This is a genomic window from Rhizorhabdus antheiae (genome assembly GCF_049889055.1).
Lineage (GTDB): Bacteria > Pseudomonadota > Alphaproteobacteria > Sphingomonadales > Sphingomonadaceae > Rhizorhabdus.
Genome location: NZ_JBLTWO010000001.1, coordinates 783,136 through 807,634, shown reverse-complemented (window position 1 = coordinate 807,634; position 24,499 = coordinate 783,136). Strand labels below are relative to the sequence as shown.

General features: G+C 64.1%; 21 protein-coding genes, 1 tRNA gene and 1 pseudogene. 9 read left to right on the top strand and 14 right to left on the bottom strand.

All coding sequences use genetic code 11. The features are described from left to right. Positions 1 to 2: 2 nt before the first annotated feature. Complete coding sequence (locus tag ACNI3R_RS03780; protein WP_426180016.1) at positions 3 to 845, bottom strand: type 1 glutamine amidotransferase; 843 nt, start codon at positions 843 to 845, stop codon at positions 3 to 5. Positions 846 to 866: 21 nt separating this feature from the next. Further along, positions 867 to 1,763: an AraC-like transcriptional regulator QhpR gene (qhpR, locus tag ACNI3R_RS03775; RefSeq protein ID WP_426180015.1), complete on the bottom strand. Its 897-nt coding sequence runs from the start codon at positions 1,761 to 1,763 to the stop codon at positions 867 to 869. A 383-nt stretch (positions 1,764 to 2,146) separates the two neighbouring features. On the opposite strand from qhpR, the gene ACNI3R_RS03770 reads away from it, so the two are divergent. The 4 genes from ACNI3R_RS03770 (at position 2,147) to ACNI3R_RS03755 (ending at position 8,567) form a co-directional block, all read left to right on the top strand. Beyond that, positions 2,147 to 3,358 carry a hypothetical protein gene (locus ACNI3R_RS03770; protein WP_426180013.1) on the top strand — a complete coding sequence of 404 codons (1,212 nt, stop codon included), beginning with the start codon at positions 2,147 to 2,149 and terminating at the stop codon, positions 3,356 to 3,358. Positions 3,359 to 3,373: 15 nt separating this feature from the next. Beyond that, positions 3,374 to 4,786 (top strand): NAD-dependent succinate-semialdehyde dehydrogenase, encoded by a 1,413-nt coding sequence (locus tag ACNI3R_RS03765; protein WP_426180012.1) that lies wholly within the window; start codon positions 3,374 to 3,376, stop codon positions 4,784 to 4,786. Next, complete coding sequence (gene gabT / locus ACNI3R_RS03760) at positions 4,783 to 6,081, top strand: 4-aminobutyrate--2-oxoglutarate transaminase (protein WP_426180010.1); 1,299 nt, start codon at positions 4,783 to 4,785, stop codon at positions 6,079 to 6,081. The genes ACNI3R_RS03765 and gabT overlap by 4 nt, the downstream gene beginning before the upstream one ends. Positions 6,082 to 6,197: 116 nt before the next feature. Then, positions 6,198 to 8,567 (top strand): TonB-dependent receptor, encoded by a 2,370-nt coding sequence (locus ACNI3R_RS03755; RefSeq protein ID WP_426180008.1) that lies wholly within the window; start codon positions 6,198 to 6,200, stop codon positions 8,565 to 8,567. A gap of 21 nt (positions 8,568 to 8,588) precedes the next feature. Here the strand turns inward: ACNI3R_RS03755 and ACNI3R_RS03750 are convergent, their stop codons facing one another. Genes ACNI3R_RS03750 through ACNI3R_RS03740 form a run of 3 tightly spaced genes read right to left on the bottom strand, consistent with a single transcriptional unit; the run spans position 8,589 to position 12,016 of the window. Continuing rightward, on the bottom strand, positions 8,589 to 9,641 hold the full coding sequence (locus ACNI3R_RS03750) for an AraC family transcriptional regulator (RefSeq protein WP_426180006.1): 1,053 nt from the start codon (positions 9,639 to 9,641) through the stop codon (positions 8,589 to 8,591). Between the two features lie 56 nt (positions 9,642 to 9,697). Beyond that, a complete protein-coding gene (locus tag ACNI3R_RS03745; protein ID WP_426180005.1) occupies positions 9,698 to 11,119 on the bottom strand; it encodes an aldehyde dehydrogenase family protein in 1,422 nt (473 codons plus the stop codon). Positions 11,120 to 11,125: 6 nt separating this feature from the next. After that, positions 11,126 to 12,016, bottom strand: a complete 891-nt coding sequence (locus ACNI3R_RS03740) for a fumarylacetoacetate hydrolase family protein (protein ID WP_426180003.1) — start codon at positions 12,014 to 12,016, stop codon at positions 11,126 to 11,128. 129 nt (positions 12,017 to 12,145) lie between these two features. Here ACNI3R_RS03740 and ACNI3R_RS03735 point away from each other — a divergent pair, with 129 nt between their 5' ends. Together ACNI3R_RS03735 and ACNI3R_RS03730 are read left to right on the top strand one after the other, a co-directional pair. Further along, positions 12,146 to 12,946, top strand: a complete 801-nt coding sequence (locus tag ACNI3R_RS03735) for an acetoacetate decarboxylase family protein (protein ID WP_426180001.1) — start codon at positions 12,146 to 12,148, stop codon at positions 12,944 to 12,946. A gap of 55 nt (positions 12,947 to 13,001) precedes the next feature. Beyond that, positions 13,002 to 13,421: pseudogene (locus ACNI3R_RS03730) on the top strand (DDE-type integrase/transposase/recombinase); the annotation flags it as partial. 527 nt (positions 13,422 to 13,948) lie between these two features. Here ACNI3R_RS03730 and ACNI3R_RS03725 read toward each other — a convergent pair. Continuing rightward, positions 13,949 to 15,028 (bottom strand): glycosyltransferase, encoded by a 1,080-nt coding sequence (locus ACNI3R_RS03725; protein ID WP_426180000.1) that lies wholly within the window; start codon positions 15,026 to 15,028, stop codon positions 13,949 to 13,951. 233 nt (positions 15,029 to 15,261) lie between these two features. Here ACNI3R_RS03725 and ACNI3R_RS03720 point away from each other — a divergent pair, with 233 nt between their 5' ends. Further along, on the top strand, positions 15,262 to 16,437 hold the full coding sequence (locus ACNI3R_RS03720; protein ID WP_426179998.1) for a glycosyltransferase: 1,176 nt from the start codon (positions 15,262 to 15,264) through the stop codon (positions 16,435 to 16,437). On the opposite strand, the gene ACNI3R_RS03715 is transcribed toward ACNI3R_RS03720, so the two are convergent. Together ACNI3R_RS03715 and ACNI3R_RS03710 are read right to left on the bottom strand one after the other, a co-directional pair. Further along, the gene (locus tag ACNI3R_RS03715) at positions 16,352 to 17,260 is read right to left on the bottom strand and encodes a glucosamine inositolphosphorylceramide transferase family protein (protein ID WP_426179996.1); all 909 of its coding nucleotides are present in this window, start codon (positions 17,258 to 17,260) and stop codon (positions 16,352 to 16,354) included. The genes ACNI3R_RS03720 and ACNI3R_RS03715 overlap by 86 nt on opposite strands. A gap of 2 nt (positions 17,261 to 17,262) precedes the next feature. Next, positions 17,263 to 18,453: a hypothetical protein gene (locus ACNI3R_RS03710; protein ID WP_426179995.1), complete on the bottom strand. Its 1,191-nt coding sequence runs from the start codon at positions 18,451 to 18,453 to the stop codon at positions 17,263 to 17,265. A gap of 131 nt (positions 18,454 to 18,584) precedes the next feature. Between ACNI3R_RS03710 and ACNI3R_RS03705 the strand changes: the two genes are divergently transcribed. Beyond that, on the top strand, positions 18,585 to 19,679 hold the full coding sequence (locus tag ACNI3R_RS03705) for an endonuclease/exonuclease/phosphatase family protein (protein WP_426179993.1): 1,095 nt from the start codon (positions 18,585 to 18,587) through the stop codon (positions 19,677 to 19,679). A gap of 3 nt (positions 19,680 to 19,682) precedes the next feature. On the opposite strand, the gene ACNI3R_RS03700 is transcribed toward ACNI3R_RS03705, so the two are convergent. Further along, positions 19,683 to 21,635 (bottom strand): asparagine synthetase B family protein, encoded by a 1,953-nt coding sequence (locus ACNI3R_RS03700; protein ID WP_426179991.1) that lies wholly within the window; start codon positions 21,633 to 21,635, stop codon positions 19,683 to 19,685. Between the two features lie 147 nt (positions 21,636 to 21,782). On the opposite strand from ACNI3R_RS03700, the gene ACNI3R_RS03695 reads away from it, so the two are divergent. Further along, positions 21,783 to 21,856, top strand: a tRNA-Gly gene (locus ACNI3R_RS03695). Here ACNI3R_RS03695 and ACNI3R_RS03690 read toward each other — a convergent pair. The 5 genes from ACNI3R_RS03690 to ACNI3R_RS03670 form a co-directional block, all read right to left on the bottom strand. Next, positions 21,825 to 22,211: a hypothetical protein gene (locus ACNI3R_RS03690; protein ID WP_426179989.1), complete on the bottom strand. Its 387-nt coding sequence runs from the start codon at positions 22,209 to 22,211 to the stop codon at positions 21,825 to 21,827. The two genes, ACNI3R_RS03695 and ACNI3R_RS03690, sit on opposite strands and share 32 nt — an antisense overlap. 49 nt (positions 22,212 to 22,260) lie before the next feature. Continuing rightward, positions 22,261 to 22,653: a type II toxin-antitoxin system HicB family antitoxin gene (locus tag ACNI3R_RS03685; protein WP_426179987.1), complete on the bottom strand. Its 393-nt coding sequence runs from the start codon at positions 22,651 to 22,653 to the stop codon at positions 22,261 to 22,263. A 24-nt stretch (positions 22,654 to 22,677) separates the two neighbouring features. After that, complete coding sequence (locus ACNI3R_RS03680; RefSeq protein WP_426179986.1) at positions 22,678 to 22,860, bottom strand: type II toxin-antitoxin system HicA family toxin; 183 nt, start codon at positions 22,858 to 22,860, stop codon at positions 22,678 to 22,680. 190 nt (positions 22,861 to 23,050) lie between these two features. Further along, a complete protein-coding gene (locus tag ACNI3R_RS03675; RefSeq protein WP_426179985.1) occupies positions 23,051 to 23,941 on the bottom strand; it encodes a LysR family transcriptional regulator in 891 nt (296 codons plus the stop codon). Positions 23,942 to 24,026: 85 nt separating this feature from the next. Further along, positions 24,027 to 24,491, bottom strand: a complete 465-nt coding sequence (locus tag ACNI3R_RS03670) for a nuclear transport factor 2 family protein (protein ID WP_426179983.1) — start codon at positions 24,489 to 24,491, stop codon at positions 24,027 to 24,029. Positions 24,492 to 24,499: the final 8 nt, after the last annotated feature.

The following is a 24,499-nucleotide window of genomic DNA, read 5'->3' as shown; positions in this document are numbered from 1 at the left end:
AATCAGGCGGTGTTCAGCACCCGCGTTTCGATCCAGGCGATGATTTCGGCTGCGCGCTGCCGGGGGTCGAGAATGTCGGCATCGATGCCGAGCTGCCAGGCGAGACCGGGCAGGGTGGGGTTTTCCACCAGACGGGCGATCTTGTCGCGGTAGGACGCCAGCTCCGCCTCGTCGGCGAAGAAGCCCTGGGTGATCATGTCGTCGGCATAGAGCGTATAGAGCTGGACCAGCTGGGCAAGGTCGAATTCGGGGTGATACTGAACAGCCCAGACCTCGCTTCTGCCCAGAGGCACGACGGCGGCCTGCACCGCGCTGTGCGCGTTCGATGCGAGCAGGGTAGCCCCATCAGGCATCCGCACCACCTCATCATAATGGATGCAGGGAGCATCGAAGACGGCCGGTTTTGCGGCGAACATCGGGTGGTTTGCCCCTGCGCTGTTGACCAGGATTTTCCGGGCAAAGCCCACTTCGCGGCCCTTGGGGTTATAGGCAACCTCGCCCCCTGCGGCCATGACTGCGATCTGCAGACCCCAGCAGGATCCGAAGATCGGCAGGCCCTGTTCGGCGGCTTCGGCCACCAGCGCGATCTGGTTGGTGACCGCGAAGTCCTTGTCATAGGCGTGGAGCGATGAGCCGGTGACGACGAAGCCGTCATAATCGCTCCAGTCCCGACCATGCGGCATGCATTCGCCCTCGTCCGCACCGTGGAACACGTCGAGTTCGATGTGCGGGAAGTGCGCAGCGATGGCCTGTGCATAGATCTCGCTCGAACTGCGTACGCCCAGTTTCAGCGCCTTTGCGCGCTTGTCGGCGGTGTTCCCTTCGAGCAACAGAAGTCGGGTCATGGGGTCAGTCTCTGTCGGAGGTCAATGCGCGGTCTGCGAGAGCCGGGCGCGATAGCTGTGGGGCGATTCCCCGCTCCAGCGGTGGAATGCGCGGGTGAAGTTGCTGTGTTCGGCATAGCCAAGGCGCAGCGCGATCTGGGCGATCGACAGGTCCGGCCTCGTGAGGAACTCGAATACCGCCTGCCGCATGCGGCATTCATCGAGCACCTGCTGGAACGAACTGCCTTCTTCCGCCAACTTGCGGCGCATGGTGCGGCTCGACATGCCGATCTCGCGGGCGATCCGCTCCTGTTCGATCGTCTGGCTGTTGAGGTCACGGAAAACGACCTGGGCGAGCCGCTCGACCAGCGGTGTGCTGCGACGGCGGTTGACGATCTCACCCGAAAGCCGCCGCAGATCGACTTCGGGGCCATTGCTCTGGGGCAGAGCGAGGTCGAGCATCTGCGCCGGAAAGCGGATCTGGTTGCTGTCAGCTCCAAATCTGCACGGCGCGCGCAGGACCTTGCCGATATCGCCGCGCATCTCGTGGGCATCGGCTTCGAAGGCGAACTCGATCTTGTCCCAAGCGCCGCGCGTGCCGCGCTTGATGATCTGACCAATGATGCCGAGCGAGAACATGGCGTCGTGGTGGCGCGGCCAGATTTCGGGATCGAGAATGCGGTAGCTGACCGACGCCATGTCATCCTCGCGCTCGAAGCGAATGTCGGTGCAGTCCTGCAGCAGTGCGAAATAGTCGACCATCCGGCGTAGCGCCGTGCCCACCTTGCCGCTGGAATTGATCGCAGTGCCGATCGGACCGAGGAGGGCAAGATCATATTGGATGCCCACAAGCCATGGAACTGCGACATCACGAGTTTCTCGGACGACGTTTTCGGAAAAGCGCACGAACTCGGCCAGTGGCATCGACGGCGCGGCCATTTGAGAATGCGAAGAGGAACTCTCCGAGAACTTCGCGTGTTGCCGGACGGCTGCCCAAGAGCTTGCGCGATCGGCGAGGATACCATCCCAGCCTTCAAGCGCAGCGGTGCGCACGGTAGCTTGCGACATAAAATTTCTCCCCGACCGGTTTTTGATCAACCTTTCGTGTCGGATTCGAGCCTATCGATTCATGAAACAGTCTTATTGATCGAATCCGTCAAAGATTGACTGTTTCGATCTCCGAGCCGTGCTTTTGTGGGCGACCGGGATCGACATGCTGCATTGACCGTTCCGGCCAAGCACATCCGCTGTAGATGTGGAAATTGCGGCGAAGCGCTGCACCTCGGTCGGAGGTTGTTTCGGCGGCTGAGGGGATTTCGCAGATGGCTGATCCATCGACGTCCGTGGCCAAATCACCGACGCACACTGCTGTCGACGTCAACGGCGTTCCGGCTGTGACGAGTGCGATCCTGCTCGGAACGATCGGCGTCCTCTCCTTCATCATCCAGCCTGGCCTTGTGCAGGGCTTCGTGACCGAACTGGGCTTGAGCGAGCCGGCTGCGGTGGATCTGGCTGGCATCGAGATGCTGGGTGTGGCGCTGGCGACGGCGCTGCTGGCAGTGCTGGGTGGTCGGATCGACTGGCGGCATATTGTCGCAGCTGGTCTCGCTACGGCCGTCATCGGCAATCTCGGCTCGGCATTGTCCAGCCCCGGCTCCTTTGCCTTCTTCCGTTTCATTTCGGGCCTTGGCGAGGGCGCGATCATCTCGATCAGCTTTACGTTCGTCGGCATTACCCGGCGGGCGGAACGCAACGTCGCGCTCTATCTGATGCTGCTGCTGACCTATGGCGCCTTCACGCTGTGGCAGTTGCCGACAATCCTCGATGCGGTGGGATTCACCGGTCTGTTTACGGCATTTGCGGCACTTTCGGGCCTGGCGCTGGCGACGATTCCACTCGTTCCCCGTGCCTATATCGCCGAGGAAATGGGTAATCCCGAGGCACGTCAACTCTCGCGCGGCCTGCTGGCCGTGGCGCTGGGCGGGGTGCTCGCGTACAACCTCGCGCAGGGGATCGCCTGGGCGGTGCTGTTCCTGGTGGGGATCAACGCCGGGATACTGGAGCAACAGGTGGCCGAAAGCCTGTTCCTCTCCCAGGTTGTTGCGGTTGCCGGAGCTCTGGCCTCGGTTTTCCTTGCTTCCTCGCTCAATCGCAATGCGGCGATCGCCCTGGGCATTCTTCTCGGTGCAGGAAGCATTGCGCTTTTGCTGGGCCGACCCACGGTAATGTTGTTCACCTTCGGGGTCTGCGGTTTCAACTTCCTGTGGAACTTCGTGTTGCCCTTCATTCTCGGGCGGATCTGCGACTTCGACACTAGCGGGCGGATGATGTCGCTTGCGATTGCGATGCAGATGACCGGACTTGGCGGAGGCCCGCTGATTGCCGCGCGTCTGATGGAAGCTAGCGGCTATGGCGCGGTGCTGGGCTTCTGCATCGTTCTGTTCTGCCTAAGCTTCGCGTTGCTGCAGATCCCGATCCGGCGTCATGCCGCACTGCTGATGCAGGCCGCGCCTGCCCTGCCTTCAACGATCTGAATCATGGAATTGCGAATGCTATATCCGACGCTTGTTGCGGGGGAAGGCCTCGATGTGCTCGATCCCGCGACCGAACATGGCATTGCCACGGTCAAGGCCTATTCCGCCGGGGAGGTGGCGTCTCTGATAGAAGCGGCGGATGCCGCACGACCGGCCTGGGCGGCGCGCACCGCCGGGGACCGCGCGGCGACGCTGCGCCGCTGGCATGATCTTGTCATGGCGCGGCAGGATGATCTGGCTGCGCTGGTGACGGCGGAGAGCGGCAAGCCGCTGTCAGAAGCGCGTAGCGAGGTGGCCTATGGCGCCGCCTTCATCGAATGGTTCGCCGAAGAAGGCAAGCGCGCCTATGGTGAGACGGTTCCGAGTTTTGCGACTGACAAGCGCGTGCTGACGGTGAAGCAGCCCGTCGGTACCTGCGCTGCAATAACGCCCTGGAACTTCCCGATCGCGATGATCACCCGCAAGGTCGCTCCGGCTCTCGCCGCGGGGTGCGCGATGGTGGTCAAGCCCGCCGAGGCAACGCCGCTTTCGGCGCTGGCACTGGAGCGACTGGCGCACGAGGCGGGTATTCCGCCCGACCTGTTCCGCGTTGTGCCGACCTCCGATCCAGCAAGCCTTGGCAAGCTGTTCTGCACGCATCCGCTGGTCCGCAAGCTGAGCTTCACCGGTTCCACGCGGGTCGGCCAGATACTGATGGAGCAGGCGGCGGCCAACCTCAGCCGGCTCAGCCTGGAACTGGGCGGGAACGCGCCCTTCATCGTGTTCGACGATGCCGATCTCGACGCTGCGGCCGATGGATTGATGGCGTCGAAGTTCAGAAACGCCGGACAGACGTGCGTTTGCGCCAACCGTATTCTGGTGCAGGAGCGTGTGCATGACGCTTTCCTAGAGAAGGTGAAGGCGCGCGTAGCGGGGCTGGTGGTCGGACATGGTGCCGAACCGAGGACCACTATCGGTCCCCTGATCGATCGCGCAGCTGTTCGCAAGGTGCAGGATCTGGTGCGTGCCGCGCATGATGACGGCGCCCACATCGTGACCGGCGGCAGGCCGTCTACCAAGGGGCCGGGGTTCTACGAGCCGACGATCCTAACGGGAGTGAAGCCGGCTATGGCCATCGCATCGTCGGAAATCTTCGGCCCGGTCGTACCGGTGATCGGCTTTTCCGATGAAGCCCAGGCCGTCCGGATCGCCAACGACACGCCTTATGGTCTCGCGGCCTACTTCTATACGCGGGACATGGGCCGGATCTGGCGAACGATGGAAGCGCTCGAATACGGGATGGTGGGCGTGAACGACGGCATCATCTCGACCGAAGTCGCGCCGTTCGGGGGGATCAAGCACTCCGGCTTTGGTCGCGAAGGATCGCGCCACGGCCTCAATGAATATCTTGAACTCAAATATTGCCTGATGGGAGGCATCGATCGATGACCACGAACGCCGAACTCTGGACCCGCCGTGAAGCCGCCGTTCCACGCGGGGTCGGCTCAATGCACCAGCGCTTTTTCGCTCGGGGCGACAATGCCGAGGCGTTTGACGCCGAAGGCAATCGCTACATCGATTTCGCTACCGGCATCGCCGTGTGCAACACGGGGCACGGGCATCCGCGCGTGATCGCGGCAGTGCGGCGTCAGCTCGATGCATTCTCGCATTGTTCCTTTCAGGTGACGCCTTACGAAAACTATATCGAATTGGCTGAGAGGCTGAATGCGATCGCACCCATTGACGGGCCGGTGAAGACGATCTTCTTCACCACCGGTGCCGAAGCGCTGGAGAATGCGGTGAAGATCGCCCGTGCCCACACAGGGCGTCGCGGGATTATCACCTTTCAGGGTGGTTACCACGGCCGCACGCTGCTGACCCTAGCGATGACCGGAAAGGTCCTGCCGTACAAGGCGCGATTCGGTCCGATGCCTGGCGACGTGTTTCACACCCGTTTTCCAATTCCCTATCACGGCTTTTCGGAAAAGCAGGCGATTGCGGGTATCGAGGCGCTGTTCGCTTCGTCCATCGAGCCTTCCGCCGTGGCCGCGATCGTGCTCGAGCCGGTGCTGGGCGAGGGTGGGTTCTATACGGCGTCCTATACCTTCTTCAAAGCGCTGCGTGAAATCTGCGATCGCTACGGTATCTTGTTGATCGCGGATGAAGTGCAGGCCGGATTTGCGCGTACCGGTCGTATGTTCGCGATGGACTGGGTGCGCGAGGCGACCGGCGTGACGCCCGACCTTGTAACGATCGCCAAGGCAATGGCGGGCGGCTTCCCGATCTCTGGCGTTATGGGCAAGGCTCAGATCATGGACGCCTCCGATCCGGGTGGGCTCGGCGGCACCTACGGCGGATCGCCGCTGGGCTGCGCCGCTGGCCTTGCCGTGCTCGATGTGATTGCCGAGGAGCGCCTGTGCGAACGGGCCGTGGAGATAGGTGACCGCATCAAGGCGGGGCTCCGCGCTCTGCGCGACAGCGGAATCACTGCAATCGGCGATGTGCGCGGTCCCGGGGCGATGATTGCGATGGAATTGGTGCGCGATGGCGACGCGGCACAGCCCAATCCGGAATTGACGAAAGCCATCGTGCAAGAGGGAGCTCGTCAGGGACTGCTGCTCCTGTCTTGCGGCTTGCGCGGCAACGTCGTGCGGTTCCTGCCCGCGTTGACCATGCCCGAAGCGCTGCTTGATGAGGCACTGGACAAGCTGGAACTGTCAATCAGGCGCGCACTTCAGGCCTGATTGGCCGGATCAGGCAAGCGTGACGGCCCGCTCCGGGCGCATCGTCGGTGCGATCATCGAAAGGACTTGCGCCGCCTGAAACTCGCGTTCCGATGAATGGCCCTAGGGGGGGAATCATGAAGTCAGCTGTGAAGTTCATTTGCTCCGTCTCGCTGTTTGCCCTCGTTGGCTTCTCCGCTCCCGGGCTTGCCCAGGACGCTGGTGCGGTGCAGGACGCGGCCGTGACGGACGGCAGCTTGTTCGGCGAGATTACGGTGACGGCCAACAAGCGCGCCGAAAACGTCCAGAAAGTGCCGATCGCGATTACCGCCTATTCCGGCGATCAGCTTAAAGCGCTGGGCGTGACCGACGCGACGCAGATCACTCAGCAAGTGCCGGGGCTTCAGCTCAACGCATGGTCGCCGAACGTCACGATCTTCAACCTGCGCGGGATCTCGCAGAACAACTTCACCGACTATCTCGAAGCGCCGATCGCGGTCTATGTCGATGATGCCTATATGGGGTCGATCAATGGGCTGTCGGGACAGCTCTTCGACGTCTCGCGCGTCGAAGTGCTGCGCGGACCGCAGGGAACGCTGTTCGGCCGCAATGCGACGGGCGGACTGATTCACTATGTCTCGACCGATGCCAGCAAATCCTACCTGAACGGCTACGCCACCGCCAGTTATGAACGGTTCGATCGCCGAGCGCTGGAGGGGGCTGTTGGCGGCCCGCTTGCGGAGGGCATCCGTGCGCGTATCGCAGGGCGCGTCGTGAAGGCCAATGGCTACATCAAGTCGGCAGCAGCATTGCCGGGCGTGTTCGACGGCAACGGACAGGATCTGGGCGCGGAGAACGGCTGGTCGCTTCGCGGAACGGTGCAGGCGGATCTTGGACCGGATGGAAAGTTGGACTTGTGGGTAAAGCATAGTGAGGACAACAATGTTGCTACGGGCGGCTATGTGTTCGACAACTGCAATCTGCAGGACAACGGCTATTGCGGGACCGATGCCGCAGGGCTTGGCAACGGCAGTGGCGGAGTGATCAATGGGATCACCGGCGAACGGGCCAGCCCATTTCAGAACTTCAGCGGTACACCGGGCTTCTTCAATCGCAACACCAATATATATCAGGGCAAACTGAGCTATGACTTCGGCGGTGTCGAGCTGACCGCGATCACCAACTTCACCAAATTGAAGAAAGACTATCAGGAAGACGGCGATGCGCTTCCGGTTGAAGTGATCGTGTTCCGTACCAATGCCCGTTACAGCCAGTTCAGCCAGGAACTGCGGCTTGCCGGTGACACCGATCGCTTGCGCTGGCAGGCGGGTGCCTATTTTCTCGATATGAAGATCAGGGGTGGGGCAGACACTGTGGGAGCACCTGCGATTGGTGCAGCGCTCGCAGCAGGTTTGCCAGGCGTTTCGCCAACGATTGCTGAGACTTACAACCTCCGTTCGAAGAACTGGTCGGTGTTCGGCCAGGCGGAATACGACTTCTCGGACAAGGTCACGCTGATCGGCGGCCTGCGCTATTCGAAGGACAGCAAGACCGTCGACTATCGCTCTGTCGTGGCCGAGGGAAGTGCCGCAGTACCGATCGCGACGGACGAGACCTTCAGCTCAGTCCTTCCGGGCGCCAACCGTATCTCCGATGGCGACGTGGCGGCACGCGTCACGCTGAACTACAAGCCGGCGAGCGATACCCTGCTGTTCGCCTCGTGGAACCGGGGCATCAAGGGCGGCAATTTCACGCTCAACGGTTATGTTACTGCTCAGACCTTCCAGCATCGGCCCGAAACACTCAATTCGTTCGAAGCCGGGGTGAAGTGGTCCAACCCGTCACGTTCGTTGCGCGTGAATGCGACGGCCTACCATTATATCTACTCCGACTATCAGGCGTTTGCGTTGATCGGCGGCGTACCGCAGGTCGGCAACAGCGATGCCAACGCCACCGGTGTGGAGCTGGAAACCTTCTTCCAGCCTAGCGACCGGTTCAATGTCAACCTGGGCGCAACATGGGAGCGCACGCACGTCGACACCGTGCAGACGGCAGGGTCCCAGTTTCTCTCGGTTCTCGTTCCGGGCGCATCGGTTCCTCAATATTGCACCGATCAGAACGACGGGACCTACTTCTGCAATTATCCGTCCAAGTCGGTCAGTGGGGCGCAGTTCCCCAATGCGCCGCGCTTCAGTCTGAACTACGTCTTGCGCTACAATGTCGATGCCTTCGGCGGGAACGTCGTCGCCCAGGCCGATGGCGTCTGGTACGACAAGCAGTTCCTCGAAGTGACCAACGGGCGCTCCTCGGTCCAGCCCGCGTACAATGTGACCAATGTTTCGCTCAGCTGGACCTCGGCTGATGATCGCCTCTCGGTCCAGATCTTCGGGCGCAACGTGTTCGACAAGGCCTATCGCGCTTATGCCCTGAACCTTGGACCGCTAGGTACAACCTCCGTCTATGCCAAGCCGGCGACCTATGGGGTCAGCGCCACCGTAAATTGGTAATCGCTGATCGGACGACCGATTTCATCCTGAACTGGCACCGCTTGCCCGACAGGCGGCGGTGCCGCCCTTCAGGCTCCGGCGATAGCGAGCCGGTGACGTGCCGAAATAGCGCGTGAAGCTGCGCACGAATGCCGCACTTTCGGAGAAACCCAGCCCGAGCGCGATAGAATTGATGTCGCGCCCGCTGTCCCGTAGCATCCGCGCCGCAGCATCCATGCGATGCATGGCGAGCAGCGTGCGCCACTTTGTTCCCTCTCCGGCAAGCCTGCGGTTCATGGTGGCAAGCGAGCAGCCCAGTCGGCGCGCGACGTCTTCGGCAAGAGGCGGTCGATCGAGGCGGGCTGCAGCGATGATTGCACGCACGTCGTCGGTAAAGGCGGATGCGGCACTCCCGGCAAGCGGCTCGCGCCGGCGCAGGTGATCCTCGATGATTGGGTGCAGCGAGGGGCTCAGAACCTTGCCGCGAGTCTGCAGCAGGGCCATGTCGAACGAGAAGGCGTTGGTCTCCTGCTCGAAGAACACGTCGCAACCGAAATAGTCGCGATAACGCAGATAGTCACCGACGCGGGCGTGCTCGAAGCGCACCTCGCGCAGTTCGATTGCGCCGCCACAGAACTGCCGGGCCAGGCTGAACATCGCGCTGATCGAATATTCGGCATCCTGCCGACGTTCTCCCAGCCGCTGGTCCTGCACCATATATTCGAACGTCGCCCAGCGATCGCCAGACATGAACACATTGCGTGAGGCCTGCTGCATCAGCGCAAGGTAGCGAGTGAAGCTGGCAAATGCCGCACCGAGGGTGGGTGCGCTGAGGAAAAGGAAGCTCAAGGGGCCGAGGCTTTCTGATCCCGCCAGACGTCCGGCATGCAGTCCGAAGTGCGGATTGTGCACCAGCTCGGCTGCCCGTTCGAAGAAGGAAAGGAACGATGCCAGCGGGATCAGCCCATCGGGATCCTCGATCTGGTCACGTGCGATGCCCACCGCGTCGAGCAATGGCGCGGAATCCCGTCCGGTGAGCGCCACGCAGTTCGCTACGTGGCGCAGGAACTGGGCGGAGATCGTCGGAGCCGTCATGGTTGTTTGAGACTATCGATCCTTGTTGTCCTTACAAGGTTGCCGGGAAGCGCCGCTCAGGCTCCACCATAGATCGACTTGACCTCGAGAAACTCCTCAAGGCCCCAGACGCCCCATTCGCGCCCGTTGCCCGACATCTTGTACCCACCGAAAGGTGCTGCACTATCGAGGCCTGCCCCATTGAGATGGACCATGCCGGTGCGCAGGCGGCGGCCGACATTGCGGGCGCTGTCCACATCAGGTCCCCAGACATAGCCCGACAGACCGTAAGGACTGTCGTTGGCGATGGCGATCGCCTGTTCCACGCTGTCATAGGGGATGATGGCCAGCACCGGGCCGAAGACCTCCTCGCGGGCGATCGTCGAATCGGGAGCGACGCCGCTGAAGATAGTCGGGGCCACGAACAGGCCGTGTTCGAGCCCTGCGGGCGGGGCGGATCCGCCGCACAGCAGACGCGCCCCTTCGGCGCAGGCCTGGTCGATCAGGGCGATGACGCGATCATATTGCGCAGCATTGGCAACTGGGCCGAGATCCGGATCTTCGGCAGGCATGCCGACGCTAATCGCTTCTGCCGTTGCCTTGGCCAGCGCTTCCACCGCGTCGAGTTGCGCAGCCGGCACGAGCAGCCGCGTGGGCGCGTTGCAGCTCTGCCCGGTATTGAGCATGCAGCCGCGCACGCTGGCGGGAATGGCTTTCTCTAGTTCGCTGCCCGGCAGGACGATGTTGGCGCTTTTGCCGCCGAGTTCGAGCGCAACGCGCTTGATCGTGGGAGCGGCATTGGTCGCAATAGCGATCCCGGCGCGGGTGGAGCCGGTAAAGCTCACCATGTCGACATCGGGATGTCCGGTCAGGGCATTGCCGATCTCGGGACCCGCGCCATGGACGAGATTGAACACGCCTTTAGGCAGGCCCACTTCGTCGATGATCCCGGCAAGAATTGCGGCATCAAGCGGCGAAAGCTCGCTTGGTTTCAGGACCATCGTGCAGCCTGCCGCCAAGGCTGGAGCAACTTTCGCAGCGATCTGGTTCATCGGCCAGTTCCACGGCGTGATCAGCACACACACACCGATCGCTTCACGCTGCAGCAGCGTCGATCCCAGCGGGGTCTCGAACGGATAGTCGCGCAGCACGCGGATCACTTCGGTAAAATGCTGCGGGCCGGACCCGGCCTGTGTCCCGCGCGCCAGACCGACTGGGGCGCCCATCTCGGCCATGATGGCATCGCCGATCTCGTCGGCGCGGGCGATCAGGGCTGCGTTGATCAATTCAAGATAGCTCAGCCGCTCCTCGCGGCTGGTGGCGGACCATGCCGGGAAGGCAGCCCTTGCGGCAGCAATGGCGGCTCGCGCGTCGGCCGGACCACCAAGCGCGACCTCGCCGATGATCGACCGGTCCGCCGGATTGACGATGGGCGCCTGCGCACCGCCGACCGGAGCAACCCATTGGCCATCGATGTAGAAGCGTGTCGCGTCAGCCATGGGCACCTACTTCTTGTCGCCGAGGGCGGATTCGTAGAAGGCCGCGCCCTGGCCGCCGGCCGCGCGTTTGCCGCGGAACTCCCAGTCGCCGCCCATCGCGGTTGAGATCACCTCCTCGCTCTCGGTCGGCTGGGCGCCGCAATCGTCACGGATCGGGGTGGGGCCATGGACGATGGTGTTCGAGAGGCGTCCAAGCCCCTCGACCTCGACCTCGACTACGTCGCCGATTTGCACCGGGCGGCTGTTGGCCGGCGTGCCCGATAGCAGCACGTCGCCCGGCTCCAGCGTGATGGTCCGGGCGATGTCGGCCACCAGATAGTGCATGTCCCATTCCATGTTCGCGGTGGTGTCCTCCTGTTTGAGGACGCCGTTCACGTAGGTCCGGATCATCTTGTCGTGGAAGTCCCACCCGGTCACCAGCCCTGGGCCGATCGGGCAGAGCGTGTCCGAGCCCTTGACGCGCAGCATCGAGCCGGCGTCCGTGTCGCGGAAATCGTGGAGTCCGTAGTCGTTGGAAACGGCATAGCCGAGGATGTAGTCGCCAGCTTCCGCGGGCGAGATGTTGCGGCAGGTCTTACCGATGACGATGGCGATCTCGCCTTCGTAGTTCAGCCAGTTGCAGCGCTCGGGCCGCACGACCGCGCCCTTGTGCGTGTTGAGCGCCGTCACCGGCTTGTGGAAATAGGTCGGCGCCGACGGCAGCCTGGTGATGAATTCCTGCACCCGACTGTGGTAGTTCAGGTGGACGCAGATGATCTTGCTCGGATTGCACGGTGCAAGATGGACCGCCTCATCCACGCCGATCTCGCGGCCATCGCGCGTGACCAGGGCGTCGCCGTGGCGAGTGGTGAGGATCGGGTAGCCATCAAGCAGAATACGGCGATATTCGGTGGTCATAGGGTGGCTTTCCAGTGAATCTTTGCCGGCCTTCTAGCGCGGTTCGCGAACCGGGGCTTTGGCCGTTGCGGCCAAGCTCTTCACGCGGCTTTCGAGCACAGACAATGCCGATCAATCGTCGAGGCAACAATGACCGAACTCAAGGGGCTGTTCTATCCGCGCACGCCGACCGGCAAGGCCAGCATCGTGCCGCCCGTGCCCTGGCACTATTCGGGTGAACTGATCACGCTGGAATACCGTACCGATCCGGCCAAGATTGCGGCGCTGCTACCCGAGGGCTTCAGCCTGGCCGACGAAGACCCGGGCGCCGTAGCGGCGATCTGGGCCGACTGGCAATCGACCGGGGACGATCCGGCGCAACTGCTCGATCCGATCCGCGTGCAGTACAAGGAGATGTTCATCGTCGTCCGCTGCCAGTTCCAGGGCAGGACCTATTCGCGCTGCGTTTACATCTGGGTGGACAAGGAGTTCGCCATGCTGCGCGGACAGCATCAGGGCTATCCCAAGAAGCTCGGCTCGATCCACATGAGCCGTCCCGTCTACGTCGGCAAGGCCGGCCCGCGGCTGGCCCCCGGCGGCACTTTTGGGGTGACGCTTGCAGCCTTCGACCGTCGCCTTGCCGAAGGCCGCTTCACCATCGCCGAGACCTGCGAGAAGCCGGGCTTCGTCAACGGCCATCCCATGGCGCACAACCGCTGGATGCCCGCGATCGAGACCGACGGCACGCAGAGCCTGAACGAGGTCGTCACGATGTCGAGCTATGATGTCGACTTCGGCCGCTGCTTCAAGGGAGACTTCGACCTAGCCTATTTCGACAGCCCGGTCGAAGAACTGCTGGATATCGCGCCCCAGGAGAAGATCGCAGGGTACTGGCACGAAGTCGGTGTGTCGTGGAAGGCCGGCACGACCCTTTGGAGGTCCAGCGTTTAATCAATAACTTGCACCGGGATTGCACCGTCAAGCGCTACCATGGGCCACTCACGTCGCCAGCTATAGCACCTACGGGGCTCGCCCTATGTGGCACGACCTGCTTGCCGACGGCGGATCCTGTGGCCTGCACCGGGTCGAATGCCTGATGCGCGCGCAGGGCCTGCGAGCGCGGCCACGCCGCCGTGGTCTGTCGAACGACCATGGTGACCGCTCGGTCATCGCCGGCAATGTCCTGGATCGCCAGTTCACGGCCGACAGGCCCAACCAGAAATGGGCGGCGGACTTCACCTATGTCTGGACAGCGAAAGGGTGGCTGTACGTTGCCGCCGTCATCGACCTGTCCCTGCGCAGGGTGGTCGGCTGGTCGATGAGTAGCTCGATGACGGTCCAGCTCGTCACCTATGCCGTCATCACGGCGATCTGGCGGCGTGGGAAACCCGACGCTCTGCTGCATCATTCCGATCAGGGCATACAGGGCGGATTCAACCGGTCGTCGCAACAGCAGTAAGTTGGGGGTTGCGAAGATGGCGGGTCGAAGAGCATCAGAGCGGCGCACCCGAGAGAAGCTACATTCACCCGGGCATCCATCTGCGTGGTTGCGTGAGCATCATTGCTGCTCCTGGCAGCCCATCGCCCGCGGGCGTGCGAGCGAGGCTGCTGCTGCGGATGCTGGCATCTCGACACCGGGTTACCGCGGCCCCATCGACTTCGAACGCCAAGCTGGGGTTGCCTGAATAAGCCTGTCTCGCTGTCCACCAAACCGGCAGCAGCTCATCGGCCTGTGCATCCAGTGGATCGATCGGGGTGTCGGGACGGGTGGCGCAACGCTTGCGGCCCTGAAGCGCGGCTTCGGCTCGCAGCTGTTGCAGGAAGCGATCGCCCATGAGCCGGCCGGGGGCGACGCTGATCAATTTCACCGAAGCCGGGATGATCTGTCGGATTCGCTATCCGGCGGCACCTGCCGTTACTCTTCTCAGTTGCGGTCCGCGACGGTCGAGCTTGTCAGGCGCGGCCAAGCCCCGCCTGCTCATCGAACAGCGCCAGATAGTCTGCGGCAACCCGGTCGGCGCGATGATGGTCCGCCAGCCAGCGTGAACTGGACACTGCGACGCCGCGCCGCAAGCGCAGCTCGATCGCCCGTGCGATGGCGGCAGGATCGGCCTCGACGATCGCGCCGTCCTTCTCGCTGCGGAGGATATCGGGCATCGCCGGCGAACAGGCCGTCGTGATGACGGGGACCCCCGCGACCAGCGCCTCGACCGCCACGGCCGGATAGCCTTCATAGCGTGACGATATCAGGAACAGGCTCGCCGCATGCAGAGCGGGAAGCAGATCGGGCACATGACCGCCGAACAGGACGCGATCCTCAATGCCCAGCTGACGGGCCAGCGTCTCGAGAGCGCCGCGCAGCGGGCCTTCGCCATGGATTGCCAGCTCGATATCGAGCGCCCGATCGACCTGCGCCGTGGCGCGCAAGGCAAGCGCGAAATTCTTCTGATCGACTAGACGCCCCGCGCACAGAATCCGGTGCCTCGCCGGCCGGGTGTCGCGTTGTACCACCGGCCGGTCTTCATCGATATTCGGTTCCGCGATCGTCGCGATGCGGGCCTCGCCGAGTATCAGCTGCGCCTCCAGCGCGAGCGATGGCGCCATCGCGACGAGACAGTCGATCCGCCGGGTCTGGCGACGCAGGATCGCTTCGTGCAGCCATTGCGACAAGGGGCTGCGGTCCGATCGTCTGAGCGGATTGCTCAGCTTGCAGATGACGGGCGGGCACCGGGCTCCGAGGCGGGCAGAAAGAGCCGCTACTACAGGGATGTGGAAATTGCCGGGAACGAACAGCAGGTCCGGACCAACCGCATCAATGGTCATCGCGAGGCGCCGCCCCAGGAGCATCCTCGACAGCAATCCACGCGGGACAGCAGGACATGCCCCGACGATTTCGACCGATGCGGATATGAGTGCGCGCGCCGGCCCCGCGGGATTCCCGACGAACAGCGTCACGCGCCGCCCGGCGGTGGCCCAGCGGTTCGCCAGACGTATGGCGATCCGTTCGCTTCCCCCGGTCGAGAAGTCGTGCATGACGATACCGATATGATTGGCTGGCGGGCGCCGACTTTGCCCGGCTGGTTCGCCGATCGCGTAAGAGCCGCCCGCAGATGCTGGCTCATACCCCATAGGCTGTCTCGTTCGGATGCATGTGCAGGTGACGGCGCGGCCGGGTCCGGGCCGCAGTTCGTCACAGGATCAGGAATATTTTCTGGTGAGGCGTATCGGCGACTGCGGCGGTGATCGTCCGGCGTCGTCGACGGAGCATGCGTCCCTCATCGTCTGCCCCCGCGCCGCTGCGCATCGCCTATGTCATCAACTCTATGGAAGGCGGAGGCGCGTCGGCACCGATCGCTGCGATCACCGACGTGCTCCGACGATGCGGCGCCGAGATGCGGGTGTTCGCGCTGTGCCGCCGGGATGGGCGGGGTATTCCGGCCTTGCAGGCCACCGACATTGCTGTCGACGTTCGCGACGGCGCGGAAGCGGATCATCTGTCGGCGTTCAAATGGCTGCTGGCGCGGTTGCGTGACTATCGCCCGACCCTGCTATGGACATCGCTGACCCGCGCCACGCTGCTCGGCCAACTGGCGGGGCAGCGGCTGCACCTGCCCGTCGTCAGCTGGCAGCATGCCGCCTATCTTAAACCCGCCAATCGCCGCTTGTTGCGCGCCTCGCACGCGCTTTCGACCTTGTGGGTGGCGGATTCCGATGCGGTTGCTGACTTCACCGTCGAGCAGCTCGGCGTGTCGCCCAGGAGGCTGGTCAGCTGGCCGATCTTCCGGGCCGATCCGGCCGCACGCCGCGCCGCGCCGGGCACGCATGGCAACCGCCTCAGGATCGGAAGTCTCGGACGCCTCCATCGGGTCAAAGGCTATGACACGCTGCTCCTCGCTGCCGCCTCGCTACGCGCGCTGTCGATCGACTTCGAACTGGAGATTGCAGGCGAAGGACAGGAGCGGTCGGCACTGGAGAAGCAGGCCGCCGATCTCGGCCTCGACAATGTCGTCTTTTCGGGGTTCGCGACCGATCCGCAGACCTTTCTCGCAAGCCTCGACCTTTATGTTCAGCCGTCGCGTTCGGAGGGCTTCTGCATCGCGGCGCATGAAGCGATGCAGGCGGGCCTGCCCGTCATCGCCTCGGCGGTGGGCGAACCGGCGCGCTCCATCACTCCCGGCGTAACGGGCGAGCTTGTTCCCCCCGACCAGCCCGATCTGCTGGCGATCAAGCTGGGCCTGCTACTGAACGATCCCGTGCGACTGGCGCGCATGGGGGAAGAAGCGCGGCACCAGGCCGTCGCGCGTTTCGGACCGCCGGCATTCGAGGCCGCGGGCCGCGCCGCGCTCGACCGGCTGTTCAGCCTCGCAGCCTGGCCGGCAGTCGAGCCAGCTCGCGCCGCGCCTCTATCGCCAGCCCCCGAACCGACAGCCTTGTCCGCTTGACGTCGATCAGGGTGACGGGTCCCGCTGCGGAAAGCGTATGCATGCCTTCCGCGAAGGGCGCAACGCTGTCGGGTGGCGCGATCGGTCCGTCCAGGCGCGCCGAAAAACGCTCGGGAGTAAGGGTGCCGATGTCGAGCATGCCGATAGCTCCGCCATAGGTGGTCAGGCAGTTCTGAACGGGCAACAGCAGCTTGTCATCGATCAGCATCGGCGTTCCACCCGGCCGTGCGCTGACCGGATCCTGCCGCACCGGGTTCTGACGGTGCGGGCGCCACCCGTCGGTCAGCCGTTCCGAATGGGCCACATGGAGTTCGGCAACCTTGCTCTGCCGATCGCCGGCCGAGGTGTAGAACAGCCACCAGCGCCCCTCATGGTGGAATGGGGTGGGGTCGACCGCGACGCAGTCGAGCGGAATGACCGCCGCCGGTTTCCAGCAAAGGGGGAAGTCGACCGCACGATAGAGTGTCAGCCGACCCGAGCGATGCGCTTCGGGCAGCATCCACGTCTCCCCGTCCGCCTCGAACACGAAGGGGTAGGAGAGGTGCCAGGGTTCCGCCAATATCTCTCGCTGCTCGATCAGGTGGAAATGCCGGTCGTAGACCAGCAGGTCGATTGTGCCGCGCCGGTCGCGATAGTCGAAGCGTTCGACGAACAGGTGGAGCAGCCCGTCACGCCACAGGCCGAAAGGGTCTGCCAGAAAGGCATAGGGCCGCTGTTCGGGCAGCCAGTGCAGCGGGGCGTCGCCGATGCCCCCGGCGACGACGATGTCTTGCAGAGATCGTTCGACGATCGCCGGCCGCCAGATATCCTTGCGCAGCGCCACGATCAGACCGCGACAGGCAGTTCGGTCTCGCCCGCCAGCATCGATGCACCCAGTCGGCCGAGCACCGCGCGCGCCGCGCGGACGGCGGACGGCTCGCCGGTCAGATCGACGCTGTCCGCGAACAGGCGCTGCTGGATGGTCGCATAACGGCTGTGCGCGATCATTGCCCAGTCGAGGGCGGTTCCGAGATCGGCGGGATCCGCGATCACCGGGCCGGCTGCCCAATGTGCATAATTGGGGTCGTTCCGCCATGCGACGCCATGGCTGTTGAGAAAGACGCAGGGGCGCGAGCGATAAAGGAACTCGTAGATCTGGCTGCTGACGTCTCCGAGATAGATATCGGCGCCGAGCGTGTAGCTCATGTCGGTCGAGGCCGAACTGCCCAGATCGATGTGGATATTGGGGGCGTCGTAGAAGCGCTGATCGATCAGGCCGGGTCGGTCGATGCGCAGCTTGTCGATCGTCACGACGAAGCGCCGGTGGAACAGCATCACATGGGGGGCGAAGATCAGGTTGAAGCGATCGTCGCGCAGGAAATGCTCGAGCACCGCCCGGCCATGGCGATACCAGGACGACAGATGGGGCGAAGGATGCGGATTGTAGAGGACGGTCGGCCTGCCATTGTCCTGCATCGGCAGGCGCGGCCGCCGGTCTCCGATCAGGTCGAACTTGGCATAGCCGACCATGCTGATCCGGTCGGGCGATACTCCGGCCTCCTCGGTCAGCCGGCGACGGATCTTGGGGCCGGACACCAGTATGTGATCGAAGCCGGCGCTGGCCTTGTTGAAGCCGATCGCGCGGTCGCCGGCGCCATGGCGGGTGTGAACGATGGGCAGGTCCAGCCCATAGCGGGTCTTGAGGATCAACGAGGTCTTCTCGGTCACGACCAGCGCGTCGAGCGAGCGGAACAGGTCCAGATTGTCGCGGTACATGCCGATCTTGCGCACTGGCAGCGCCCATTCGAGCGCGCGGGACAGGAGACGCGTCGAGGTCCGCCGCAGCGACAGTTCGACGACCTCCAGTCCGCCGGCAGCCGGCCCCGCGAGGCGGAACACCTCTGCGGTCAGCGCCGGGTTGGTCGTGGCGACCACGACCTGCGTGGAGGGGGACAAGTGCCGCATGGCGAGCGCGATGGGCAGGGCGTGGGCGACCTGGTGGACCTGGTCGTGGTTGAAGAGAAAGCCTATCCTCATGCCCGCCACGACGCCGCTGTCGCGAGCGCGCCGCAGCCCCCACTGCAAAATAATCTCTGGCTGAACTGTGGGCGCCAGGTTTCCGGATCGTCTCGCCGCAAGATGCGAGGAAGACCGCGAGGAAAGCGATCATGAAGAGGCCGTTGATTGCTGCTCTGGCGCTGGCGGCGTTGGCGCTGATGGGGAAGCCTACGCTGGGCGGCGCGCCTGCCCTGCCGCCGATGAAGGGCGGCGCCCGTCCGGAGGGCGACGGCGCCCTCTCCGTGATGACCTATAATGTCGAAGGCTTGCCCTGGCCGATCCGGTTGGGACGGGAGGCCGCGTTCCGGCAGATCGGCGACCGGCTCGCAACCTTGCGACGACAGGGGGCGCAGCCGCACATCGTCCTGCTCCAGGAAGCATTCACCGAGGATGCCCGGGCGATTGGCCGACAGGCCGGATATCGCTTCGTGGTCGACGGTCCGGGCCCCGATCTGCAGAACAGGGCGGCGCCGACGCCCGCCGATGCCGCCTTCCTGCAGAAGGCCAGCTTCTTCGCGGGGGAACGCAGCGGCAAGCTGCTGGGCAGCGGTCTGCAGATCCTCTCCGACTATCCGGTGCGCTCGATCCGCCGCATGGCCTTTCCCGACTTCGCCTGCGCCGGCTTCGACTGCCTCGCCAACAAGGGGGCGGTCCTTGCGATGATCGACATCCCCGGCAGCGCGGTACCGGTGGCGGTGGTCGACGTGCACCTCAACTCCCGGCGCGCCTCGCATGTCGACGATGACCGGTCACTCTATGCGTTCGAACGGCAGGTCGATGCGCTGGAGGCTTTCCTCACCGTCAATCTGCGTCCCGATACGCCGCTCATCCTGGCAGGCGATTTCAACGTCGGCCCGCGGCCGTCGCGCACGTCCTATTTCCTGTCGCGCCTGCACGAGCTCGGCAGCCACGTCCGCAGCGGCATGCACGACGCGCTGCGAAGTTGCGCCACCGCACCCGGCCCGTGCGGCGGGCCACTGTCGGCAGACGCGGCCTATTCGCTGAAACGGGCGAGGGACTGGGAGATCGTGATGCCCGGTTCACGCATGGCGATCGACGTCGCCGGGATCAGCGTGCCCTTCGGCCATGATGCGGCGGGCGACATGTTGTCCGACCATGTCGGCTATATCGCCCACTATCGGCTGCGGAGTCTTGTCGCTGATCGAGAGGCGCAGAGCCGCGCCGGAGCCGCGCATAGCGCCTGAGCTTCAATGGTTGCCGGCTTCCAGCTTGCGCAGGAAATGCGATACCGACAGCCCCCGCGTCAGTCGCATATGGTAGCGCATCCGCCGTTCCCCGCCGAGCAGGTCGCTGTCATTGTTCGGGAAAGCCGACGCGTCGGCCAGGAGCCCATCCATGTCCATCAGGGCGACGGCGGTGGGGCTGTGCCGGGCACGCTCGAGTTCGGTGCGCAGCATGGGCAAAGCCTGTCGCATCCGCGTCGGCCAGTCGGCGGACTGCAGCCCCTTTGTCCGCGCCTCGACGGTGTCGGCGGGGAGCCGGTCGCCGAACGCCTGCTTGAACAGCCAGGCGGTCTGGCCATCGCGCAAAAACAATTCCGTAGGCACGCCCGACAGGAACTCGACGAGGCGGATGTCGGAGGTCGGATCGCGCGAGTCCAGGCCGGTCGCCGCGAGCATGCCCTTCATATGCTGGCCAATATAGTCGACCCGCCACAGCACCATCCGCCGCATCGCATGAACGTCGCCCCAGGCGCGGAAATGCGTGTCGAACCCCATCGCCTCCACATGCGATTGAAAGGCCTCCGACTGCGCCAGATCATCGCGCAAGGCGGTATATTCGCTGACGATATAGTCTTGTCGGCCGAACAGCCGGCGGAGCGCTATCACGACCGGGATTGGCAGATGCGGGACGATGCTGATCGACAGTAGGCTGCGCAGGCCGTGGTGCCGATTGCGATGCAGCGCCGCGACCTCGCGCGCCCAGCGCAGGAGTTGGCCGCGTGCGACGAGTTCCGCCATGCGCTGGGTGCCCAGCACGCTGACCGTCATATTGCCGAATTGTCCGTTGAGCAGCAGCGTGGCGCCACTTGCCGCCGCCTGCCTCGCGATCTCGCTGTCCCACAGGCTGTTGGTGGGGTTGAGCACGGGATATTCTTTGTAGAAGAAATTGCTGTCGAATTCGTCTCCCACTGTCCGCTCGGCGCAGTCGACCAGGACATGATCGATGTTCGGGTACATCGCGGCGGCTCGCGCTGCGCCTGCGCCTTCATTGCCAAAGCGACCCGATACGGGCGGCAGGTGCGCGCCCGGCAACGGGACATGAGTATAGGCGGTCAGCCGCTTGCCGTCTTGCGCAAGCCGAGCCGCAGCGCTGACCGTCACCAGTCCGCTGTCGCGCCCCGCGCTCAATTGGCTGGCGACGCCGCCGGGGGTGCGCAGGGCATCGGCGATCACCCGGTCGAACAGCTCGCGAAACGCATCGGCATAGTCGTCGATGCGCGCGAAGCGGGGCGAGCGGTCCTGCGTTCGATCATACCAGTCCACCTTGTCGGTGCGGCCATCGCCGTGGATGCGCAGCATCTGGCCCGGTTCGATCCGTTCGATCCCCGCGAAGAAGCTGCGCGGGCCGACATGCGGCAGCAGCGCGATATGGTCGCGCACGCGCTCCACATCGGGAGCGCGGGGAATGTCGGGCAGGGCGTGCAGCCCCTTCGCCATGCTCGCAACACGGATGCGGCCCGGCGCGCGATGGACGAACAATGGACGCTGGCCCAACGGATCACGCACCAGCCGCAAGACCCGCGCACGAGCGTCCCACAATATGAAGGCGTAGCTGCCCTTCAACCGGTCGAGCGCGCCCTCGCCCCAGCGCTCCCAGGCGGCGAGGATATAGTCGGCGTCGCCCATGGCGGCGGTTCTCTCGGCCGACAGCCCGAGCGCTTCGGCCAGTTCGGGCCGGTTGTCGATGCGGGCATCCGCGACGAGGTACAGCCCGCCGTCCGCGCCGCTCAGCGGTTGCCGGTCGAACCGGTCCTCGGGCAGCATATGGGCGAGCTCGATGCCCAGCGCGATCGGCCCCAGGTCGATCCGGTCGCTCCGATGGCCGCCATAGAGTGCGAGCGCGCGCTGCATCGCGGCACAGGCGTCGTCCGCGCCGGGCGCTCCATCCAGATGCCAATTGCAGCAGACTCCCGTCACCCGTCACTCCCTTTCGCGCCGCCGCGGATATCGGCGTCCGTCTCTACCGGCAGCGGGACGCGAGGCAACCGCCTATGCGCGGTTGACGATGATACCGACATGGTGGCATTGGGGCGCCCTCGGCAGACGAAGCCGAGAACCCGGTGAGCGGGTGTAGCATAGTGGTAATGCTCCAGCCTTCCAAGCTGGCTAGGAGGGTTCGATTCCCTTCACCCGCTCCAGCAATACAGTACCTTGTTCGATAGACGGCGTGCCGGCCGCCAAGGCCAGAATGTTGGCCAGCCTTCCCGTGACTTCGATCTCTACGCCTCGCGCGGCTTCGGCCGGGCGAACGGTAATCCTCTCGATCAGGCTGCGCAGCACCGGGGCGGCTTCGTCCCGGTTGTCCGGATCGCTGTTCAGCACTTTGGCCAGATCAGCCATCTGGCGTCGGTAATCGTCGACGATCGACGGGTGCAGCGCGATGACGTTGTCGGCCTCGATCTCGCGCATCGCTTCGGCAATCTGATCACGATCGGCCTTTGCCTTGGCGAGCGCGTTGCGAATCTCCGCGAAGTCGCTGCCGCCTTCGGCCACGGCTGCGACCAGTCGATCGACTTTGCGGCGCCCATGCCAGCGCGCGCTATCAGTGCCGGCCCTGAATTTCGTTCCGGGCGGCCTCCGCGAGGAAAGCGCTTCGCGTCAATTTCCGCGAGGTCGCGGCAGCGTCGATCGCCGCGAGCGTGCCCATGTCGAGCGAGAGATTGACGCGGGTAAGCTTGCCGGCGGTTGTCATCCGGGGAACGGCCAACAGAAAAGCGCCCTGGGCCAAATCGTCGGCGGCGATCATGCGGACCGCCTCAACGCTGCTGGCCTCGGGCTCCGGCTGATCCTCAAGCCACAGCTCCATTGCCTCTACAGCGTTCGGCAGAACGTCGTTCAAGTCATCGGCGGCGGAGAAACAACCGGGGAGGTCGGGGAAGTGGACGCCATAGGCGCTATCCTCTTCCTTGTGCACGATGGCGTAAAAATACTTCATAGCCTCAAACTCCTTGGGGGTGGCTTAGAGCCACCCCGCTGCCTTTGCGATTGCCCTTGCGGTTCCGGTGGGCAGGTCCTTTTTCGGGTGCGGGATGATGATCCTTTCGGTGCCCCTTCCAAGCTTGTGGTGTGATCCCTGTATCGAGATCGGTTCCCAACCCTCCGAAAGGAGGCGCTTGATGATCTTTTTGCTATCCCGTTCCATGTGCAAATATCTACACACGACGCTGCAAACCGTCAAGAGATAATGTGCAGATATTTGCGCATTTTTCTTCGTGGCGGTTTGCGCTAAGCGAACTGATCCCAGCAGGCCTTAGACCATAGCTTTCAGCCAAGTACGGTATTGCTCAATTCCCTTCACCCGCTCCAGCCGGCCGATCCCCCTCGATCCTTGCTCAGTTGAACAAGGCGTTCCCGCGCAGCCTGGCGGTGGCCAGGGTCACGAAGGCGCGGACCTTGGCGGGGGCATCGCGGCCCTGCGGGTAGAGGATGTGGATGGGAAGCGGTGGCTCCTCATGCTCGGCCATCACGATCTGCAGCTCGCCCGAGCGCAAGGCCGGACCGATCTGATAGTGCAGCACGCGCGTCAGCGCGTGCCCTGACCGGGCTGCCGCGATCGCTGCCTCGTTGGTGTTGCATTGCAAAGCGGCGTCGATCGTCACGCGCTGGTCCCCTGCGAAGCGCCATTCCGGCGATGCCCAGGCGCTGGTCGATGCGGCGATCCTGTGCTGCCTCAGATCGGCAGGCGCGGTCGGAACGCCATATCGGTCGAAATAGTCCGGCGACCCGCAGACGACCCTTCGCACCGAGCCTACCTTCGTTGCGGTAAAGCCCGAATCGGGCAGATGGCCGATCCTGATGGCGACGTCGACGCCCTCGTCGACGATGTTGACCGGACGATCGACGAACAGGGTACGCCCGGCCGCAGAGGGATGCTGCGCTAGATATTCGGTCATGATCGGCAGGACATACATATGTCCGAACATCACCGAGGCGGTGACCGCGAGGGTGCCGCCGGGCGTCGCATAAGATCCTGCTGCGGCGGCTTCGGCTTCGGCGATATCAGCCAGGATGCGCCGGCAATCGTCCAGATAGCGCCCGCCGGCCTCGGTCATCCGGACCGACCTTGTGGTGCGGACGAACAGCTGCGCGCCGATCAACTCCTCCAGCGCGGCGACCGCGCGGGTCACGGCCGGGGCACTCATGTGCATGGTCCGCGCCGTCTCCGCGAAGCTGCCGGTCTCGGCCACCTTCACGAAGATCCGCATCGCCTGCCACCGGTCCATTTCAGATCCCCTTCACCGGCGGTCCATAATCGACGGGGAAAGGCGCGTCGATCAGGCCATCCCGCCCGCGCACCCTTTCGGCCGATCAGAGGCCGAGATCGCTGAGCCCTGGATGATCATCGGGACGACGGCCCAGCGGCCAGCGGAATTTGCGCTCCTCCTCGCGGATCGGCATCTCGTTGATGCTCGCATGGCGGTGCGCCATCAGCCCGTCCTCGGCGAATTCCCAATTCTCGCTGCCATAGGCGCGGAACCACTGGCCGCTGTCATTGCGATACTCATAGGCATAGCGGACGGCGATGCGGTTGCCGGTGAAGGCCCACAGCTCCTTGATCAGGCGATAGTCGAGCTCGGTCTTCCACTTGCGGCTCAAAAAGGCCTGCGCCTGCTCGCGGTCGTTGGCGAACTCCACCCGGTTCCGCCAGCAGGTATCGGGCGTGTAGGCCAGAGCGACCCTGGCGGCGTCGCGGCTGTTCCAGCCATCTTCGGCAAGGCGGACCTTTTCGATCGCGCTTTCGCGGGTGAATGGAGGGAGGGGAGGTCTGGTCATGGCTGTCT

Coding starts and splice junctions, on each gene's coding strand:
- ACNI3R_RS03770 (WP_426180013.1), top strand. CDS start 2,147: ATGGCTGATCCATCGACGTCCGTGGCCAAATCACCGACGCACACTGCT.
- ACNI3R_RS03750 (WP_426180006.1), bottom strand. CDS start 9,641: ATGACGGCTCCGACGATCTCCGCCCAGTTCCTGCGCCACGTAGCGAAC.
- ACNI3R_RS03720 (WP_426179998.1), top strand. CDS start 15,262: ATGCGTCCCTCATCGTCTGCCCCCGCGCCGCTGCGCATCGCCTATGTC.
- ACNI3R_RS03705 (WP_426179993.1), top strand. CDS start 18,585: ATGAAGAGGCCGTTGATTGCTGCTCTGGCGCTGGCGGCGTTGGCGCTG.
- ACNI3R_RS03680 (WP_426179986.1), bottom strand. CDS start 22,860: ATGGAACGGGATAGCAAAAAGATCATCAAGCGCCTCCTTTCGGAGGGT.
- ACNI3R_RS03740 (WP_426180003.1), bottom strand. CDS start 12,016: ATGACCACCGAATATCGCCGTATTCTGCTTGATGGCTACCCGATCCTC.
- gabT (WP_426180010.1), top strand. CDS start 4,783: ATGACCACGAACGCCGAACTCTGGACCCGCCGTGAAGCCGCCGTTCCA.
- ACNI3R_RS03685 (WP_426179987.1), bottom strand. CDS start 22,653: ATGAAGTATTTTTACGCCATCGTGCACAAGGAAGAGGATAGCGCCTAT.
- ACNI3R_RS03765 (WP_426180012.1), top strand. CDS start 3,374: ATGCTATATCCGACGCTTGTTGCGGGGGAAGGCCTCGATGTGCTCGAT.
- ACNI3R_RS03710 (WP_426179995.1), bottom strand. CDS start 18,453: ATGAGGATAGGCTTTCTCTTCAACCACGACCAGGTCCACCAGGTCGCC.
- ACNI3R_RS03735 (WP_426180001.1), top strand. CDS start 12,146: ATGACCGAACTCAAGGGGCTGTTCTATCCGCGCACGCCGACCGGCAAG.
- ACNI3R_RS03725 (WP_426180000.1), bottom strand. CDS start 15,028: ATGCACGACTTCTCGACCGGGGGAAGCGAACGGATCGCCATACGTCTG.
- qhpR (WP_426180015.1), bottom strand. CDS start 1,763: ATGGCCGCGCCGTCGATGCCACTGGCCGAGTTCGTGCGCTTTTCCGAA.
- ACNI3R_RS03755 (WP_426180008.1), top strand. CDS start 6,198: ATGAAGTCAGCTGTGAAGTTCATTTGCTCCGTCTCGCTGTTTGCCCTC.
- ACNI3R_RS03670 (WP_426179983.1), bottom strand. CDS start 24,491: ATGACCAGACCTCCCCTCCCTCCATTCACCCGCGAAAGCGCGATCGAA.
- ACNI3R_RS03780 (WP_426180016.1), bottom strand. CDS start 845: ATGACCCGACTTCTGTTGCTCGAAGGGAACACCGCCGACAAGCGCGCA.
- ACNI3R_RS03745 (WP_426180005.1), bottom strand. CDS start 11,119: ATGGCTGACGCGACACGCTTCTACATCGATGGCCAATGGGTTGCTCCG.
- ACNI3R_RS03675 (WP_426179985.1), bottom strand. CDS start 23,941: ATGGACCGGTGGCAGGCGATGCGGATCTTCGTGAAGGTGGCCGAGACC.